The 13,785-nt window shown below is 62.9% G+C and carries 15 protein-coding genes; 11 read left to right on the top strand and 4 right to left on the bottom strand.

The features are described 5' to 3' along the window. Nucleotides 1-257 precede the first annotated feature (257 nt). The 4 genes from JQ558_RS04805 to JQ558_RS04820 form a co-directional block, all read right to left on the bottom strand. On the bottom strand, nt 258-2,429 hold the full coding sequence (locus JQ558_RS04805) for a murein L,D-transpeptidase (protein ID WP_212293039.1): 2,172 nt from the start codon (nt 2,427-2,429) through the stop codon (nt 258-260). 352 nt (nt 2,430-2,781) lie between these two features. Continuing rightward, nucleotides 2,782-4,287: a sigma-54 dependent transcriptional regulator gene (locus JQ558_RS04810; RefSeq protein WP_212293040.1), complete on the bottom strand. Its 1,506-nt coding sequence runs from the start codon at nt 4,285-4,287 to the stop codon at nt 2,782-2,784. Nucleotides 4,288-4,389: 102 nt separating this feature from the next. Beyond that, entirely contained in the window at nt 4,390-5,034 is a 645-nt protein-coding gene (locus tag JQ558_RS04815) for a TerC family protein (protein ID WP_212275059.1), read from the bottom strand. Between the two features lie 121 nt (nt 5,035-5,155). Further along, complete coding sequence (locus JQ558_RS04820; protein WP_212293041.1) at nt 5,156-5,401, bottom strand: hypothetical protein; 246 nt, start codon at nt 5,399-5,401, stop codon at nt 5,156-5,158. 222 nt (nt 5,402-5,623) lie between these two features. Here JQ558_RS04820 and JQ558_RS04825 point away from each other — a divergent pair, with 222 nt between their 5' ends. The 11 genes from JQ558_RS04825 (at nt 5,624) to JQ558_RS04875 (ending at nt 13,782) form a co-directional block, all read left to right on the top strand. Then, entirely contained in the window at nt 5,624-5,902 is a 279-nt protein-coding gene (locus tag JQ558_RS04825; protein ID WP_212207645.1) for a helix-turn-helix domain-containing protein, read from the top strand. Continuing rightward, on the top strand, nt 5,899-6,342 hold the full coding sequence (locus JQ558_RS04830; protein WP_212207646.1) for a hypothetical protein: 444 nt from the start codon (nt 5,899-5,901) through the stop codon (nt 6,340-6,342). Before JQ558_RS04825 ends, JQ558_RS04830 begins: the two co-directional genes overlap by 4 nt. Before the next feature lie 40 nt (nt 6,343-6,382). Continuing rightward, nucleotides 6,383-8,260, top strand: a complete 1,878-nt coding sequence (locus JQ558_RS04835) for a M3 family oligoendopeptidase (RefSeq protein ID WP_212293042.1) — start codon at nt 6,383-6,385, stop codon at nt 8,258-8,260. 74 nt (nt 8,261-8,334) lie between these two features. Continuing rightward, nucleotides 8,335-8,922: an intradiol ring-cleavage dioxygenase gene (locus JQ558_RS04840; protein WP_212293043.1), complete on the top strand. Its 588-nt coding sequence runs from the start codon at nt 8,335-8,337 to the stop codon at nt 8,920-8,922. 120 nt (nt 8,923-9,042) lie between these two features. Beyond that, complete coding sequence (locus JQ558_RS04845) at nt 9,043-9,303, top strand: AbrB/MazE/SpoVT family DNA-binding domain-containing protein (RefSeq protein ID WP_192736949.1); 261 nt, start codon at nt 9,043-9,045, stop codon at nt 9,301-9,303. Continuing rightward, nucleotides 9,300-9,686, top strand: coding sequence for a type II toxin-antitoxin system death-on-curing family toxin (locus tag JQ558_RS04850; RefSeq protein WP_212293044.1), 387 nt, complete (start codon nt 9,300-9,302; stop codon nt 9,684-9,686). The genes JQ558_RS04845 and JQ558_RS04850 overlap by 4 nt, the downstream gene beginning before the upstream one ends. A 79-nt stretch (nt 9,687-9,765) precedes the next feature. Next, nucleotides 9,766-9,918 (top strand): aa3-type cytochrome c oxidase subunit IV, encoded by a 153-nt coding sequence (locus tag JQ558_RS04855; RefSeq protein ID WP_212207650.1) that lies wholly within the window; start codon nt 9,766-9,768, stop codon nt 9,916-9,918. A 136-nt stretch (nt 9,919-10,054) separates the two neighbouring features. Further along, on the top strand, nt 10,055-11,179 hold the full coding sequence (locus tag JQ558_RS04860; RefSeq protein ID WP_212207651.1) for a Re/Si-specific NAD(P)(+) transhydrogenase subunit alpha: 1,125 nt from the start codon (nt 10,055-10,057) through the stop codon (nt 11,177-11,179). Between the two features lie 19 nt (nt 11,180-11,198). Further along, nucleotides 11,199-11,516 (top strand): proton-translocating transhydrogenase family protein, encoded by a 318-nt coding sequence (locus JQ558_RS04865; protein ID WP_212207652.1) that lies wholly within the window; start codon nt 11,199-11,201, stop codon nt 11,514-11,516. Nucleotides 11,517-11,559: 43 nt separating this feature from the next. Further along, the gene (locus JQ558_RS04870; RefSeq protein ID WP_212207653.1) at nt 11,560-12,957 is read left to right on the top strand and encodes an NAD(P)(+) transhydrogenase (Re/Si-specific) subunit beta; all 1,398 of its coding nucleotides are present in this window, start codon (nt 11,560-11,562) and stop codon (nt 12,955-12,957) included. 18 nt (nt 12,958-12,975) lie between these two features. Continuing rightward, nucleotides 12,976-13,782: an alpha/beta hydrolase gene (locus JQ558_RS04875; RefSeq protein WP_212293045.1), complete on the top strand. Its 807-nt coding sequence runs from the start codon at nt 12,976-12,978 to the stop codon at nt 13,780-13,782. The last annotated feature ends 3 nt before the right edge of the window (nt 13,783-13,785 follow it).

The raw sequence follows: 13,785 nt of genomic DNA on the forward strand, positions 1-13,785 counted from the left end.
TTTCGCAAACCAGGCCTCCCTAGGACCTGCGAAAGAGGGTGAACGCTTTATTAAAGCGGGAGGGTTAACCGAAGTTTACCGACCCGCCCCCAAGTTAGGCTTAACCTAACCCGTCGACTGTGGCGAAAAAGTGCCCTGTGCCAAAACCGAGATGGATAATGGTTAACGTAAACGATCCCGCCAAAGCGGCGAGATCGTTGATTTTACTTAAAAATTTCGACGGGCGGCGGGGACCCGGGGATTGAGACCCCCGGGGATTAACGGGTGATCACCCGCCGCTGCTGCTGGGGCTGCGCTTGCGGCCGGCGGCCGACCGGCGCGGGAGGCGTAACAGATGGTCCTCCGCCGAACAGCCGCTCGAAGAACGAAGGACCAGAGCTGCCGTAATCGTTGTTGAAGGCGACGTTGGAGGGCAGGGACGCGCCGCTCGGCCGGACGTAGCTCGGGTTGGCATGGGCCACTACGTTTTCCAGATCCCTGCTGCCGGAATTCTTCAGCAGCGGCAGCATCCTTGCGTCGCGGCCATAGACGTCCCGGCGCATCTGGAGCTTGCCGGATTCATCCACGAACGCGGTCTGATAGGTGATGTGAACCGGGATCGGCGTCGGGAAGCGCAGGTCGACCTCGCTGCGGCCATACATGCTGCGGATTTTTTCCGGCGTGTATTTGTCGTTCGGCATGACGATGTTGAGCAGTGTCGAGGCGTACTGATCCGGATTTTGCACCCGCATGCAGCCATGGCTGAAGGCGCGCTCATCCTTGGCGAACAGGTGCTTGTCCGGGGTGTCGTGCTGATAGACCAGGAACTTGTTCGGGAAGTTGAAGCGGATCCGGCCGAGCGCATTGGCTTCACCCGGCGGCTGCGAGATGTGGATCGAGCCGTCGCGGTTGCGTTCGAGCCTCAGCCCCATGCGTTGCAGTACGGTCGGATCCTGCTGCAGCGCCGGCAGATATTCGTTGTAGATGATCGACGGCGGCACGTTCCAGGTCGGATTGACGGTGATGAACTTCATCGTCTCGGTCAGCATCGGCGTGGCGTGGTTTCCCGGCTTTCCGGTCACGACGCGGGTGGTCCAGACCGGGGCACCGCCCTGCATCACCTTGAGCGTGAAGTCGGGTACGTTGAGGATAACGTAGGCATTGTTGAGCGACGGCACGCCGAGCTGGCGCGGCAGCCAGCGCAAGCGCTCCATGTTGACGATCACGGTGTCGATCTGACGGTCACGCTTCGGGCTGTTGATGGCCTTGACGGTCTTGTCGTCGAGCACGCCGGTCGGCTTGAGGTCGGCGCTTTCCTGGAATTTGCGCACCGCTGCGGCGACCTTGGCATCGTATTTGGTGTCATCAGGGTTTTCGGTGACGCCGAGCTTGGCGCGCAGTTGCGGCACACGCGGATCTTCGGGGGCGACCTCCGGCTGTTTCTTGGTGGCGGCCTTGAATGCGAGCGGAGCGCCTTCGGCGATCTGCACCACCGGGCCTTCGCCCTGGCCGCGCAGTTCGGCGAGCTTGGCCTTCAGATCCTTGTACAGCTTGAACTGCGGATTGTAGCCCTCGAGCGCTGCGGAAGCATCCTTGGCGGTCGAGATGTTGGCCAGCACTTCGGCCGGATCGGTCGGATGCTCGGGATAGAGGATGTCGGCAGCGACCTGCGACCAGTGCATCCGGCTGCTCTGCGCCTGGCGTGCATAATCGAGCATGCTGGCGGTCAACTTCAGTTCGGCGTCGGCGAGTTGATCGGGCGAGGTGGCGGCCGCGAAATCCGGCACCGGATAGTCGGAGGGATTGAGGCCGTCAGAGGCGGCGTCCTTCAGGCGCGCGACGACGCCTTTGGCGCTGGCGGTCAGTTTGCCGGCCTGCGTCCACTGCGGCGCGTATTCGCGGGCGCTGTAGAATTTTTCGACCGCGGCGCGCTCGCCCTTGCGGTCGAAGGTCCGCAGCGCCTTGCTGGCCAGCATGTCGCGCAATTTGTCGGCGACCGGCTGATCCGCCGGCGCGACACTGCTCGCGGCTTTCACCGGCTCCGCGGCAGGCGCCGCAGCCGTTGCGGGCGCGGGCGTTGCGGGCGTCGTGGTCGCGGTGTCGCTCTTGGGAGCGTCGCTCCTGGGGGACGCGGCCGCGGGCACGGCGACGGTTTCGGCCGGCCTCGGATCGGGAACGGTTGCGGTCGTGCTCGGTGCGGGCGCTGTCGTCTTGGCCGGATCGGGCACTGACGCGGTGCTCTCGATCTTGAAATCGCCGATGGTCGGCGGTGGAACGTTGGCCGGTTCGGGGCGCGGGACCGCTGCATCGATTGCGAGCTCTGCAGCACTGGTCCGGGGCGTATCGCTCTGACCCGCCAATGCAGAAGTCGCGGACACCGCGAGGAAGGTTGCCGCGACAGCGATCAGCACGCGGTCAAATCCAGCACGGTTGGTCGAACAGTCACGCATCGTCACACCCCCTTGGGCGGAACCGCCCCGGCATGGAGCAGTCCTTCAGGTATCGCTCGTCACAGCTTGCGCGAAAGCGCCGGCCTCGATCGCTTTAAGTCGGTACGCCTGCACGCAACGATTCAAACGCAGACGATACATGCGCCCCTTTCATGCAGCCAGCGCCATGGGGGGCAACTCACGACAAACTGACCTCAAACCACCAGTTGCAATTCGGGTAGCGTGGTTTTGCCATGCCCCCTGAGATTTGTCTGTCACCGGCAAGCCACGGTTCGAAGGTTCCCGAATCGTCGATGGCGCTCAAGCCCTTGCCACCGGAGCGCCACAATCGTCCGTCGAGCTCAATTGCTGCTCAATTGGTATCTTGCGCGCCCTCAGCCGGATCGTTGGCGGCGGCCTCGTCGAGTTTGCGATAGAGCGTGGAGCGGCCGATCTTCAGCCGGCGCGCCACTTCCGACATTTGCCCGCGATAGTGCGAAATCGCGAAACGGATGATCTCGTTTTCCATTTCCTCGAGCGGCCGCACCTCGCCCGCGGGAGTCAGCATCGCGAGGCTGCCGGTGTTGCTCAGCGGTGCAATCGGTATCTCATTACCTGACACCATCGCAGGCGCCGTCGACGGACCCACGATCAGCGGTTCGCCGTGCAGAGCCTGGGTGTCCGTGTCCGGGACGATATGGTGGGCGGCGGCATGCGGGAAGTCCGACAGGCCAAGCTGGTCGCTCTCGCTCAACACCACGGCGCGATACACGGTGTTTTCGAGCTGGCGGATATTGCCGGGCCAATCGAGCTGCGCCAGATGCGTCATGGCTTCACCGCTGATGCCGGTGATGGTGCGGTTCTCTTCGGCGCTGAACCGCGCCAGGAAGTGCCGCAACAGATGCGGGATGTCTTCGCGGCGCATGCGAAGCGGAGGAATGGTCAGCGGCAGCACGTGCAGGCGATAGAACAGGTCCTCGCGGAAGGCGCCGTTCTTCACGAGGTCGAGCAGTTTGCGGTTTGTCGCCGAAATGATGCGGACGTCGACCTTCACCGGCTTGCGGCCGCCGACGGCCTCCACCGTGCCTTCCTGCAATGCACGAAGCAGTTTTACCTGGGCTGCAAGCGGCAGTTCGCCGACTTCGTCGAGGAACAGCGTGCCGCCGGAAGCTTCGACGAACTTGCCCATGTGGCGTTCGGTGGCGCCGGTGAACGCGCCCTTCTCGTGACCGAACAGGATCGACTCCACCAGATTGTCGGGGATCGCGCCGCAGTTGACGGCCACGAACGGCTTGGCCTTGCGCTCGCTGCTGCCGTGGATGGCGCGGGCAAACAATTCCTTGCCGACGCCGGACTCGCCTTCGATCAGCACCGGAATGCCCGATGAGGCGGCCTTCTGCGCGGTGCGCAGCACGCCTGCCATGGTTTCGCTGCGGGTGATGATATCGGCAAAGGTCAGCCGGCCTTCGCGACTGTGACGGATGCGCTGCAATTCGCCCTTCAAGGCCTGCGTGTTGAGCGCGTTGCGCAAGCTGACCTGCAGCCGTTCGAAGCCGACCGGCTTGACGACGAAATCCTGCGCGCCGGCGCGCATTGCCGAAACCACATTGTCGATGCCGCCGTGGGCGGTCTGCACGATGACGGGAACGGTCAAACCGGCATCACGAATTTTTGCGAGCACACCGAGCCCGTCGAGGCCGGGCATCACGAGATCGAGAACGACGGCATCGATCGCTTGCGCGTCGGGGGCGGTCAGCAAGGCCACGGCGGCGTCGCCGCTGTCGACGACCAGCGACGCATAACCGCATTTCTGCACCATGTTTTCTACCAGACGGCGCTGCACCGCGTCGTCATCAGCAATCAGAATGGTGGCAGCCATGGTTTACCCCGCACGTTACGCCAACTGTATCGAATCGGGGCACTCTCGCCTATGGCGATTAACGCACACTTAATTGTTGGAGCTGCGGCTGTGCGTGAGCGGCTAAGTGTTGAGGTGTGGCCACACCTCCAGAACGCCGCGATAGCACATGTCGAAAGCCACATAGAGGATGATCGCGAGGCCGACATAGGCGATCCAGCGATGCTTTTCCAGAAGGCGCGCGATGAAGTTGGCGGCGAGCCCCATCAGCGCAATGGAAAGTCCCAGACCGAATATCAGGATCATTGGATGCTCGCGCGCCGCACCTGCGACGGCGAGCACATTGTCGAGCGACATCGACACGTCGGCGAGCGTGATCTGCCAGACGGCCTGGCCAAGCGTCTTCTGGTTGGGCGCAGCGGCTGATGGATCGATCGTTCTTGCTGCCGAAAGATCCTGCAATTTCGGTTCATGATGATGCGACGTGCGCAACTCACGCCACATTTTCCAGCATACCCAAAGCAGCAGAATGCCGCCCGCGAGCAGCAGTCCAATGATTTGCAGCAACTGAACCGTGACGGAAGCGAAACCGATGCGCAGGATCGTGGCGGCCAATATGCCGATCAAAATCGCTTTCTTGCGCTGACCCTCCGGTAGCCCGGCGGCTGCAAGCCCGATGACGATCGCGTTGTCGCCGGCGAGCACCAGGTCGATCATCACGACCTGGAAAAACGCTGTCAGGGCTTCTGAGGAGATTAGTTCGAACATGCGGGCCACTCCGTGAATGGTCCAATCCGACATCGCAGTTCGCTTGAACTGCCAGAGGGGCCCGGGCTTGGACGTGCAGACAAAAACGACGCAGTCAAAACTGCGAAACTGATTCCGTTACTCAGGTTGGTTCGAGGGTGAAAAGCCTGACCATTTGGTCCGGCTCGATCAGAACGGAGAGGACGACGCCGATGAACGTCAGGCTTCCGGCGAGGTCGAACCACATGGTGCGGAAGCGGTCGCGCCGGCAAAGCAGCGCGAAGCCAGCCGTCGCAGCGGCAATTGCAAACAGCAGGGTGACGATCGCAGGCGCCAGCGCATCCGCCGGCACCACACTCCGGATTCCGAGGGTGGCGATCAGTGCCACGATCAGGATGCCGGCAAACAGCTCCTTGCCGCGAGCCGAAGGTGCTCGGTCGCTCGTTCGGACAATCTGATTGCGGTCCAAGAAGGCCATCGAAATCTTATTCGCGAGCTGAGATTGTGGTAGGGAACTTGACTGATCCCGGTATTCAATTTGGCTAGTTTAGTAATCATGAAACGAGTAAAACATCAAGACGTTTCCGCTGAACGGCTGCCGGGCAAGGCTGTGCCGGAAGCCAAGCAATTGCGGAAACTGGCGGGGGATTGGCTAAAGCAGCGCCGGGCGGATGCCGAATTGTCGCAGGCCGATCTCGCCGCGCGGCTCGGTCTCAAGTATTATACGTTCATCTCACAGGTCGAGAACGGGTTCAGCCGTGTCCCGACCGAAATTATGGGCGCGTGGGCCAGCGAATTGGGTCTTGAACAGGCGGCGTTCGCTAGGCATCTATTATTGTACTACGAGCCGGAACTGCACCGGCTGCTGTTCGGAGCGGAAAGCAAATGAGCGTGGTTGCGTTCGAGCGCAGACATGAAACCGGCGTCTGGAGCGAACGGGAGCTCAATACAATCTCCGCGGCATTGCAGGCTGCGCTCGCGCCATCGACCGGCCGTGAATGGGAAACCGGCACGACGGAAAAAGGCGATGCCCAGTTCTATCTGTTGGGCCCGCTTCCGGATCAGGCCTGCGAGCTGTGTGTGTCCCGGGTCGGGGGGCGCTATATTCTGGAAGACGGGTTGGGCCGGCTGCTGTTCGAGCATCGAAACCTCGATCTCGTCGCGCTGCACGCGAGGGCCGCGGTCCCTTGCACGTCGTGGCTGATGGTTCGGGCGATCACGCTGTGGTGTGCGATTCGGAGCGTCTTCCACGAAAAACTCGAGCCGATGATCGCGGAGACCGAAGAGCTGCTGGTGCAGCTCGCGCCGCAGCTGGCAGCGTTCGCCTGATCGCCTCGTCAAAAATCATCACGCCAATCTGAAAGTGTTCATGAACGCGAAATCTGCGACATCCCGCGCCAGCAAGAAGTCCCGCAAAACCGCAATCAGCAAGGGAACTGCCGTCAGCAAGGCCGCCGCAGCCAAATCGAAAACCGGCAAATTGCCGGAATGGAATCTGGCCGACCTCTATTCCGGTATCGACGCCCCCGAAGTCGCGCGTGACTTGCAGGAGATGGATGCCGCATGCATCGCGTTCGAGACCGACTACAAAGGCAAACTGGCCGACAACGTTGCAAAGGATGATGGCGGGCAGTGGCTCGCCGCAGCGGTCAAGCGCTACGAGGCGATCGACGATCTCGCCGGCCGCCTTGGCTCCTATGCCGGCCTGATCCACGCCGGCGACAGCGTCGATCCCGCAATCACGAAATTCTACGGCGACGTTTCGGAGCGGCTCACCGCCGCATCGGTGCATCTGCTGTTCTTCGGGCTCGAACTCAACCGCGTGGACGACGCCGTGATTGAGCGCGCGATGCAGACGCCCGACCTCGCCTACTATCGCCCGTGGATCGAGGATCTGCGCAAGGACAAGCCGTATCAGCTCGAGGATCGCGTCGAGCAGTTGTTTCACGAAAAATCCCAGAGCGGCTATGCCGCCTGGAACCGGCTGTTCGACCAGACCATCTCCGGCCTGCGCTTCAAGGTCGGTGGAAAAGAACTGGCGATCGAGCCGACGCTGAATTTCCTGCAGGACCGCGCGCCCGAAAAGCGCAAGGCCGCGGGGCAGGCGCTGGCGAAAACCTTCAAGGAGAACGAGCGGACCTTTGCGCTCGTCACCAACACGCTCGCCAAGGACAAGGAGATTTCCGATCGCTGGCGCGGCTTTGCGGATGTCGCGGATTCCCGGCATCTCAACAACCGTGTCGAGCGCGAGGTGGTCGATGCGCTGGTCGGATCGGTCAGGTCGGCCTATCCGCGGCTGTCGCATCGTTATTACGCGCTCAAGGCCGGCTGGTTCAAAAAGAAGAAGCTGGCGCATTGGGATCGCAACGCGCCGCTGCCGTTCGCGGCGACCGGCACGATCGCCTGGCCCGAGGCCCGCAACATGGTGCTGACGGCCTATCGCGGCTTCTCGGTCGAGATGGCCGATATCGCCGAGCGTTTCTTCACCGACCGCTGGATCGACGCGCCGGTGCGGCCGGGCAAGGCGCCCGGTGCGTTCTCGCATCCGACCACGCCGTCGGCGCATCCCTATGTGCTGATGAACTATCAGGGCAAGCCGCGCGACGTGATGACGCTGGCGCATGAGCTCGGCCATGGCGTGCACCAGGTGCTGGCGGCCAAAAACGGTGCGCTGATGGCGCCGACGCCGCTGACGCTCGCCGAAACCGCCAGCGTGTTCGGCGAAATGCTGACCTTCAAGCGGCTCTTGGGACAGACCAAGAATGCGAAACAGCGTCAGGCGCTGCTCGCCGGCAAGGTCGAGGACATGATCAACACCGTGGTGCGGCAGGTCGCGTTCTATTCGTTCGAGCGCGCCATCCACACCGAGCGCAAGAACGGCGAACTGACCGCCCAGCGCATCGGCGAGATCTGGCTCAGCGTGCAGGGCGAAAGCCTCGGGCCGGCCATCGACATCCGCCCGGGCTACGAAAATTTCTGGATGTACATCCCGCACTTCATCCACTCGCCGTTCTACGTCTACGCCTATGCGTTCGGCGATTGCCTGGTGAACTCGCTCTATGCGGTCTACGAGAATGCGTCCGACGGCTTTGCCGAGCGCTACCTTGAGATGCTGGCGGCCGGCGGCACCAAGCATTATTCCGAACTGCTGAAGCCGTTCGGGCTCGATGCCAAGGATCCGAAATTCTGGGACGGCGGGCTGTCGGTCATAGCCGGCATGATCGACGAACTGGAAACGATGGGCTGACGCACGCGCCGCGGCGACAAACTTCGGCCGTCGTCGCAACCCATCATGACGGCGACGTCAGGAGTGCAGTGCTCATGGTCGACACGCCGACACGCCGCGCAGTGCTTGGAGCGGGCGCCCTCGTGGCCGGTTCGCTGTTCGGGATCGAAAGCGCTGTTGCGCAGGCGCCGCTTCGGCCCACGCCCGCCTGCCACGACGGCGAGGCGGCAACCTTGGCGCAGACCGAAGGGCCTTACTTCAAGCCGTCCTCGCCCGAGCGGGTCGAACTGTTTGAAGAGGGGATGGCGGGGCAGCCGATCGAACTCGTTGGGTTCGTGCTTACCCGTGCCTGCAAGCCGGTCTCTGGCGCTTTGCTTGATTTCTGGCAAGCCGACGGCAAGGGGCAATATGACAATTCCGGCTTCCGGCTGCGCGGTCATCAGTTCACCGATGCGGAAGGGCGCTATCGATTGCGCAGCGTCGTGCCCGGCGTTTACCCCGGGCGCACCCGCCATATCCATGTGAAGCTGCAGCCGCGCGGCGGCCGCGTGCTGACGACCCAGCTCTATTTTCCGGGCGAATCGCAGAACGGCTCCGACGGCCTGTTCCGCAAGGCGTTGCTGGTGTGCACCGCCAAGAACGCCGGATGGCTCGCCGGACGGTTCGATTTCGTGGTCGGCTAGGCGCTTTCGCGCCGCGCCGGCATTTCCGGATGGTTGTAAAACATTTGTTGAACAGGTGGGCGGGCCGTGTTATACGTTCCGTACAACGGAGCCGGTGCTATGACCAAGACCCCTCGCGGCATGAACGAAGCCCCTCGTGAGTACAAGATCGAGGATACCGCTCTTCAGATTCGGAAGATTGGCAATTCGGTCGGCGTGATCCTGCCAAAAGAACTCCTTGCCCGGCTGAATCTCAAGGAGGGCGACAAGTTCTATCCGGTCGAGCAACCGGATGGCAGCCTGCGTCTTTCGCCGTTCAACCCCAAGCACGCGCGGACGATGGAAATCGCCCGCCAGATCATGCACGAATATCGCGATACGTTTGCCGCGCTTGCAAAATGAGCGAGCCAATCTGGCTCGATGTCGACGAAGTCATCGACATGCATGCCGAGCAACTGGCGATATTTGGTGGACCAGAAGGCCTCCGGGATCACGGCCTTCTGGAGTCGGCAGTTATGCGGCCGGTCGATCAATGGGCTTATGGACAGACCGATATGGCCGCGCTCGCCGCAGCCTATGCGTTCGGTCTTGCCCGCAACCGCGCCTTTGTGGACGGTAACAAGCGCACCGCGTTCCACGCCATGATGGTGTTTCTGCGGGTCAACGACATCCCGTTCGCGCCCGATCCGGCGCACGCCACCGCCATCATCCTGTCCCTGGCCGCGGGCGAGGTCAGCAAGGAAAGCCTGACCCGCTGGATCCGGGACAATTGGCCTTGCGAATGACCCGATAGGCTTTGTCCCGTTGCCCTGCTGGCGGCTTTGCGGTAATTGCACGCCAGATCGATGATTACTGGGGATACCGATGGCAGACCATAGCGAAGTGGCCTACACGACCGCTGACGGCAACGATTATCCGGCCCATGAGCAGACCTATGAAGGGTTCATCATGCTGGTCAAGTACGGCACCATCGCCGTTGTCGTGATCGTCGCTCTGATGGGCTACTTCCTGACCTGATGCGTCGCCGGCTGCACCGCCCGGGCGGCGGTGACCAGAAAAATTTGCACGTTGCCCGGTTATGAAACCGGTATCCAACTAAGCGGAAATAACGCTAGTTTGCTTGCGCGCGCGCCCTCGCGCCGCCGGAGGCCCCATGAAGATTGCCGTTGCCAAGGAAATCGATCCGTCCGAACCACGGGTGGCTGCTTCCCCCGATACCGTGAAGAAGTTCAAGGCGATTGGCGCCGAAGTGGTGGTGGAGCCGGGAGCGGGCATCAAGTCGGGCCTGCCGGATTCCGAATATACCGCGGCCGGTGCCACCATCAGCGCGGACGCGTTGAAGGATGCCGACATCATCATCAAGGTGAAGCGGCCGGAGGCCTCTGAACTCGGCCAATACAAGCGCGGCGCCCTGGTCATCGCCATCATGGACCCCTACGGCAACGAGGCGGCGCTCAAGACCATCGCCGACTCCGGCGTGTCGGCCTTCGCGATGGAATTGATGCCGCGCATCACCCGCGCGCAGGTGATGGACGTGTTGTCGTCGCAGGCCAACCTCGCCGGCTACCGCGCGGTGATCGAGGCCGCCGAGGCGTTCGGCCGCGCTTTCCCCATGATGATGACCGCAGCGGGCACGGTTCCCGCGGCGAAAGTGTTCGTGATGGGCGTCGGCGTCGCCGGCCTGCAGGCGATCGCGACCGCGCGCCGGCTTGGCGCCGTCGTCACCGCGACCGACGTGCGGCCGGCCACCAAGGAGCAGGTCGAAAGTCTCGGCGCCAAATTCCTCGCGGTCGAGGATGAGGAGTTCAAGAACGCCCAGACCGCCGGCGGCTATGCCAAGGAAATGTCGAAAGAGTATCAGGCCAAGCAGGCCGCCCTCACCGCCGAACACATCAAGAAGCAGGACATTATCATCACGACCGCGCTGATCCCGGGCCGTCCGGCGCCGAGGCTCGTCAGCGCCGACATGGTCAAGTCGATGAAGCCCGGCTCGGTCCTGATCGATCTGGCGATTGAGCGCGGCGGCAATGTCGAGGGCGCCAGGGCGGGCGAAGTCGTCGATGCCGATGGCGTCAAGATCGTCGGCTACACCAATGTCGCGGGCCGTGTCGCGCAGTCCGCCTCGAGCCTGTACGCCCGCAACCTGTTTTCCTTCATCGAGACCATGATCGACAAGCCGAACAAGGCGCTCGCGGTCAATTGGGAAGACGAACTGGTCAAGGCCACGGCGCTGACCAAAGACGGCGCCGTCATCCATCCGAACTTCCAGCCTAAATAGCCAGCCCAGGAGAGCCGCCATGGATCATATTGCACAGGCCGTCGATCCCTTCGTGTTCCGGCTGTCGATCTTCGTCCTTGCCGTTTTCGTCGGCTACTTCGTGGTCTGGTCGGTGACCCCCGCGCTGCATACACCGCTGATGTCGGTGACGAACGCGATCTCGTCGGTGATCGTGGTCGGCGCGCTGCTCGCGGTCGGCGTTCCCATGATCTCGAGCGGCTCAGGCTGGGCGCGCGGCTTCGGCTTCATCGCGCTGATTTTCGCCTGCGTGAATATCTTCGGCGGCTTCCTTGTCACCCAGCGCATGCTGGCGATGTACAAGAAGAAGGCAAAGTGAGCGGCGTGCACCTCGGGGTGGCGAAGACAATAGGGGACCTGAGATGAACGCCAATCTGGCTGCATTATTGTATCTCGTGGCAGGTGTGCTGTTCATCCTGTCGCTGCGCGGCTTGTCCAGCCCGGCATCGTCCCGCCAGGGCAATCTGTTCGGCATGGTCGGCATGGCGATCGCGGTCGCGACCACGCTCGCCAGCCATCCGCCGGCGGACGGCGTCGCCTGGGTGCTGGTGATATTAGGCATCGCCATCGGCGGCGGCATCGGTGCCGTGATCGCGCGGCGGGTGCCGATGACCTCGATGCCGGAATTGGTCGCCGCCTTCCACTCGCTGGTCGGTATGGCCGCGGTGCTGGTGGCCGCCGGCGCGTTCTACGCGCCCGAAGCGTTCGACATCGGCAAGCCCGGGCAGATCCACGCCGCGAGCCTGATCGAAATGTCGCTCGGCGTCGCGATCGGCGCGCTGACCTTCACCGGCTCCGTGATCGCGTTCCTGAAGCTGTCCGGCCGCATGAGCGGCGCGCCGATCATCCTGCCGGCGCGCCACATCATCAACATCGCGCTGGCTCTGGCGCTGGTATTCTTCATCTTCGGTCTGGTGCGGTCCGGCAGCGCGCTCGACTTCTGGCTGATCACGATCATCGCGCTGGTGCTCGGCGTGCTCATGATCATTCCGATCGGCGGCGCCGACATGCCGGTCGTGATCTCGATGCTGAACTCCTATTCCGGCTGGGCCGCGGCCGGCATCGGCTTCACGCTCGGCAATTCCGCGCTGATCATCACCGGCGCGCTGGTCGGCTCGTCGGGCGCGATCCTGTCCTACATCATGTGCCACGCGATGAACCGTTCCTTCATCTCGGTCATCCTCGGCGGCTTCGGCGGCGAGACCGCGGCGGCCGGCGGTGGCGGAGGCGAGCAGAAGCCCGCCAAACTCGGCTCCGCCGACGACGCGGCCTTCATCATGAAGAACGCGCAGAAGGTGATCATCGTGCCCGGCTACGGCATGGCGGTGGCGCAGGCCCAGCATGCGCTGCGCGAAATGGGCGATCTGCTGAAGAAGGAAGGCGTCGAGGTCAAGTACGCCATCCACCCGGTCGCCGGCCGCATGCCCGGCCACATGAACGTGCTGCTGGCCGAGGCCAACGTGCCCTATGACGAGGTGTTCGAACTCGAGGACATCAACTCCGAATTCGCCCAGGCCGACATCGCCTTCGTGATCGGCGCCAACGACGTCACCAATCCGGCGGCCGAGGACGACAAGACCTCGCCGATCTACGGCATGCCGGTGCTGCAGGTCTGGAAGGCCGGCACCGTGATGTTCATCAAGCGGTCGCTCGCCTCGGGCTATGCCGGCATCGACAATCCCTTGTTCTATCGCGACAACACCATGATGCTGCTCGGCGACGCCAAGAAAGTCACCGAGAACATCGTCAAGGGGATGTAGCCCCGGACACGGGAAGTCATGACCGTCCTGAAATGGCTGCTGATTGTCGTTTCGGTCGGTTATGCTTGCGGGCTTGCCGGGCTGTTCTTCGCGCAGCGCTCGTTCCTGTTTCCGATTCCAACGGCCACACGAACGACGCCGCAGGCGGCCGGTTTTCCGGAAGCCGAAGAGCATGTGCTGACCACCGCGGACGGTGAGAAGGTCATTGTCTGGCATGTTCCGGCTAGGCCCGGCCGTCCCGTCATTCTCTATTTCCACGGCAATGGCGATTTCCTCGCCGGCTTCTTCGGGCGCTTTCGCGAACTGATCGCCGACGGCACTGGCATCGTCGCGATGTCCTATCGCGGCTATGCGGGCTCGAGCGGACACCCGAGCGAGCGCGGCTTGCTGCAGGATGCGGCCGCGGCCTATGCCTTCACGACGGCGCGATACAGCGCGGACAAGATCGTGGCCTGGGGTTTTTCGCTCGGCACCGGCGTCGCGGTGGCGCTGGCGGCGGAGCAGCCGATCGGCAAGATCATTCTGGAGGCGCCCTATACATCGCTTGCCGACGTTGGCGCTGCCGCATTTCCGATCTTCCCGGTTCGTTGGGCGATCAAAGATCCATTCCATTCCGACCACCGCATCGCGCGGGTGAACGTGCCGCTCCTGGTCCTGCATGGCGCGCGCGATGCCACGATCCCGATCGCATTTGGCGAGCGCCTGTTTGCGCTTGCGCACGATCCCAAGACGTTCGTCAGGTTCCCTGACGGCGGCCACAACGATCTCGATGCTTATGGTGCAACGGCAGCAGCGCGGCAATTCATCAACGCCGCAAAAGGCTGACGG

It is taken from the genome of Bradyrhizobium sp. AUGA SZCCT0160 (assembly GCF_018130105.1).
In the GTDB taxonomy this organism is placed as follows: domain Bacteria; phylum Pseudomonadota; class Alphaproteobacteria; order Rhizobiales; family Xanthobacteraceae; genus Bradyrhizobium.

Coding starts and splice junctions, on each gene's coding strand:
- JQ558_RS04850 (WP_212293044.1), top strand. CDS start 9,300: ATGAGCGAGCCAATCTGGCTCGATGTCGACGAAGTCATCGACATGCAT.
- JQ558_RS04870 (WP_212207653.1), top strand. CDS start 11,560: ATGAACGCCAATCTGGCTGCATTATTGTATCTCGTGGCAGGTGTGCTG.
- JQ558_RS04805 (WP_212293039.1), bottom strand. CDS start 2,429: ATGCGTGACTGTTCGACCAACCGTGCTGGATTTGACCGCGTGCTGATC.
- JQ558_RS04815 (WP_212275059.1), bottom strand. CDS start 5,034: ATGTTCGAACTAATCTCCTCAGAAGCCCTGACAGCGTTTTTCCAGGTC.
- JQ558_RS04860 (WP_212207651.1), top strand. CDS start 10,055: ATGAAGATTGCCGTTGCCAAGGAAATCGATCCGTCCGAACCACGGGTG.
- JQ558_RS04875 (WP_212293045.1), top strand. CDS start 12,976: ATGACCGTCCTGAAATGGCTGCTGATTGTCGTTTCGGTCGGTTATGCT.
- JQ558_RS04835 (WP_212293042.1), top strand. CDS start 6,383: ATGAACGCGAAATCTGCGACATCCCGCGCCAGCAAGAAGTCCCGCAAA.
- JQ558_RS04810 (WP_212293040.1), bottom strand. CDS start 4,287: ATGGCTGCCACCATTCTGATTGCTGATGACGACGCGGTGCAGCGCCGT.
- JQ558_RS04845 (WP_192736949.1), top strand. CDS start 9,043: ATGAACGAAGCCCCTCGTGAGTACAAGATCGAGGATACCGCTCTTCAG.
- JQ558_RS04855 (WP_212207650.1), top strand. CDS start 9,766: ATGGCAGACCATAGCGAAGTGGCCTACACGACCGCTGACGGCAACGAT.
- JQ558_RS04840 (WP_212293043.1), top strand. CDS start 8,335: ATGGTCGACACGCCGACACGCCGCGCAGTGCTTGGAGCGGGCGCCCTC.
- JQ558_RS04865 (WP_212207652.1), top strand. CDS start 11,199: ATGGATCATATTGCACAGGCCGTCGATCCCTTCGTGTTCCGGCTGTCG.
- JQ558_RS04830 (WP_212207646.1), top strand. CDS start 5,899: ATGAGCGTGGTTGCGTTCGAGCGCAGACATGAAACCGGCGTCTGGAGC.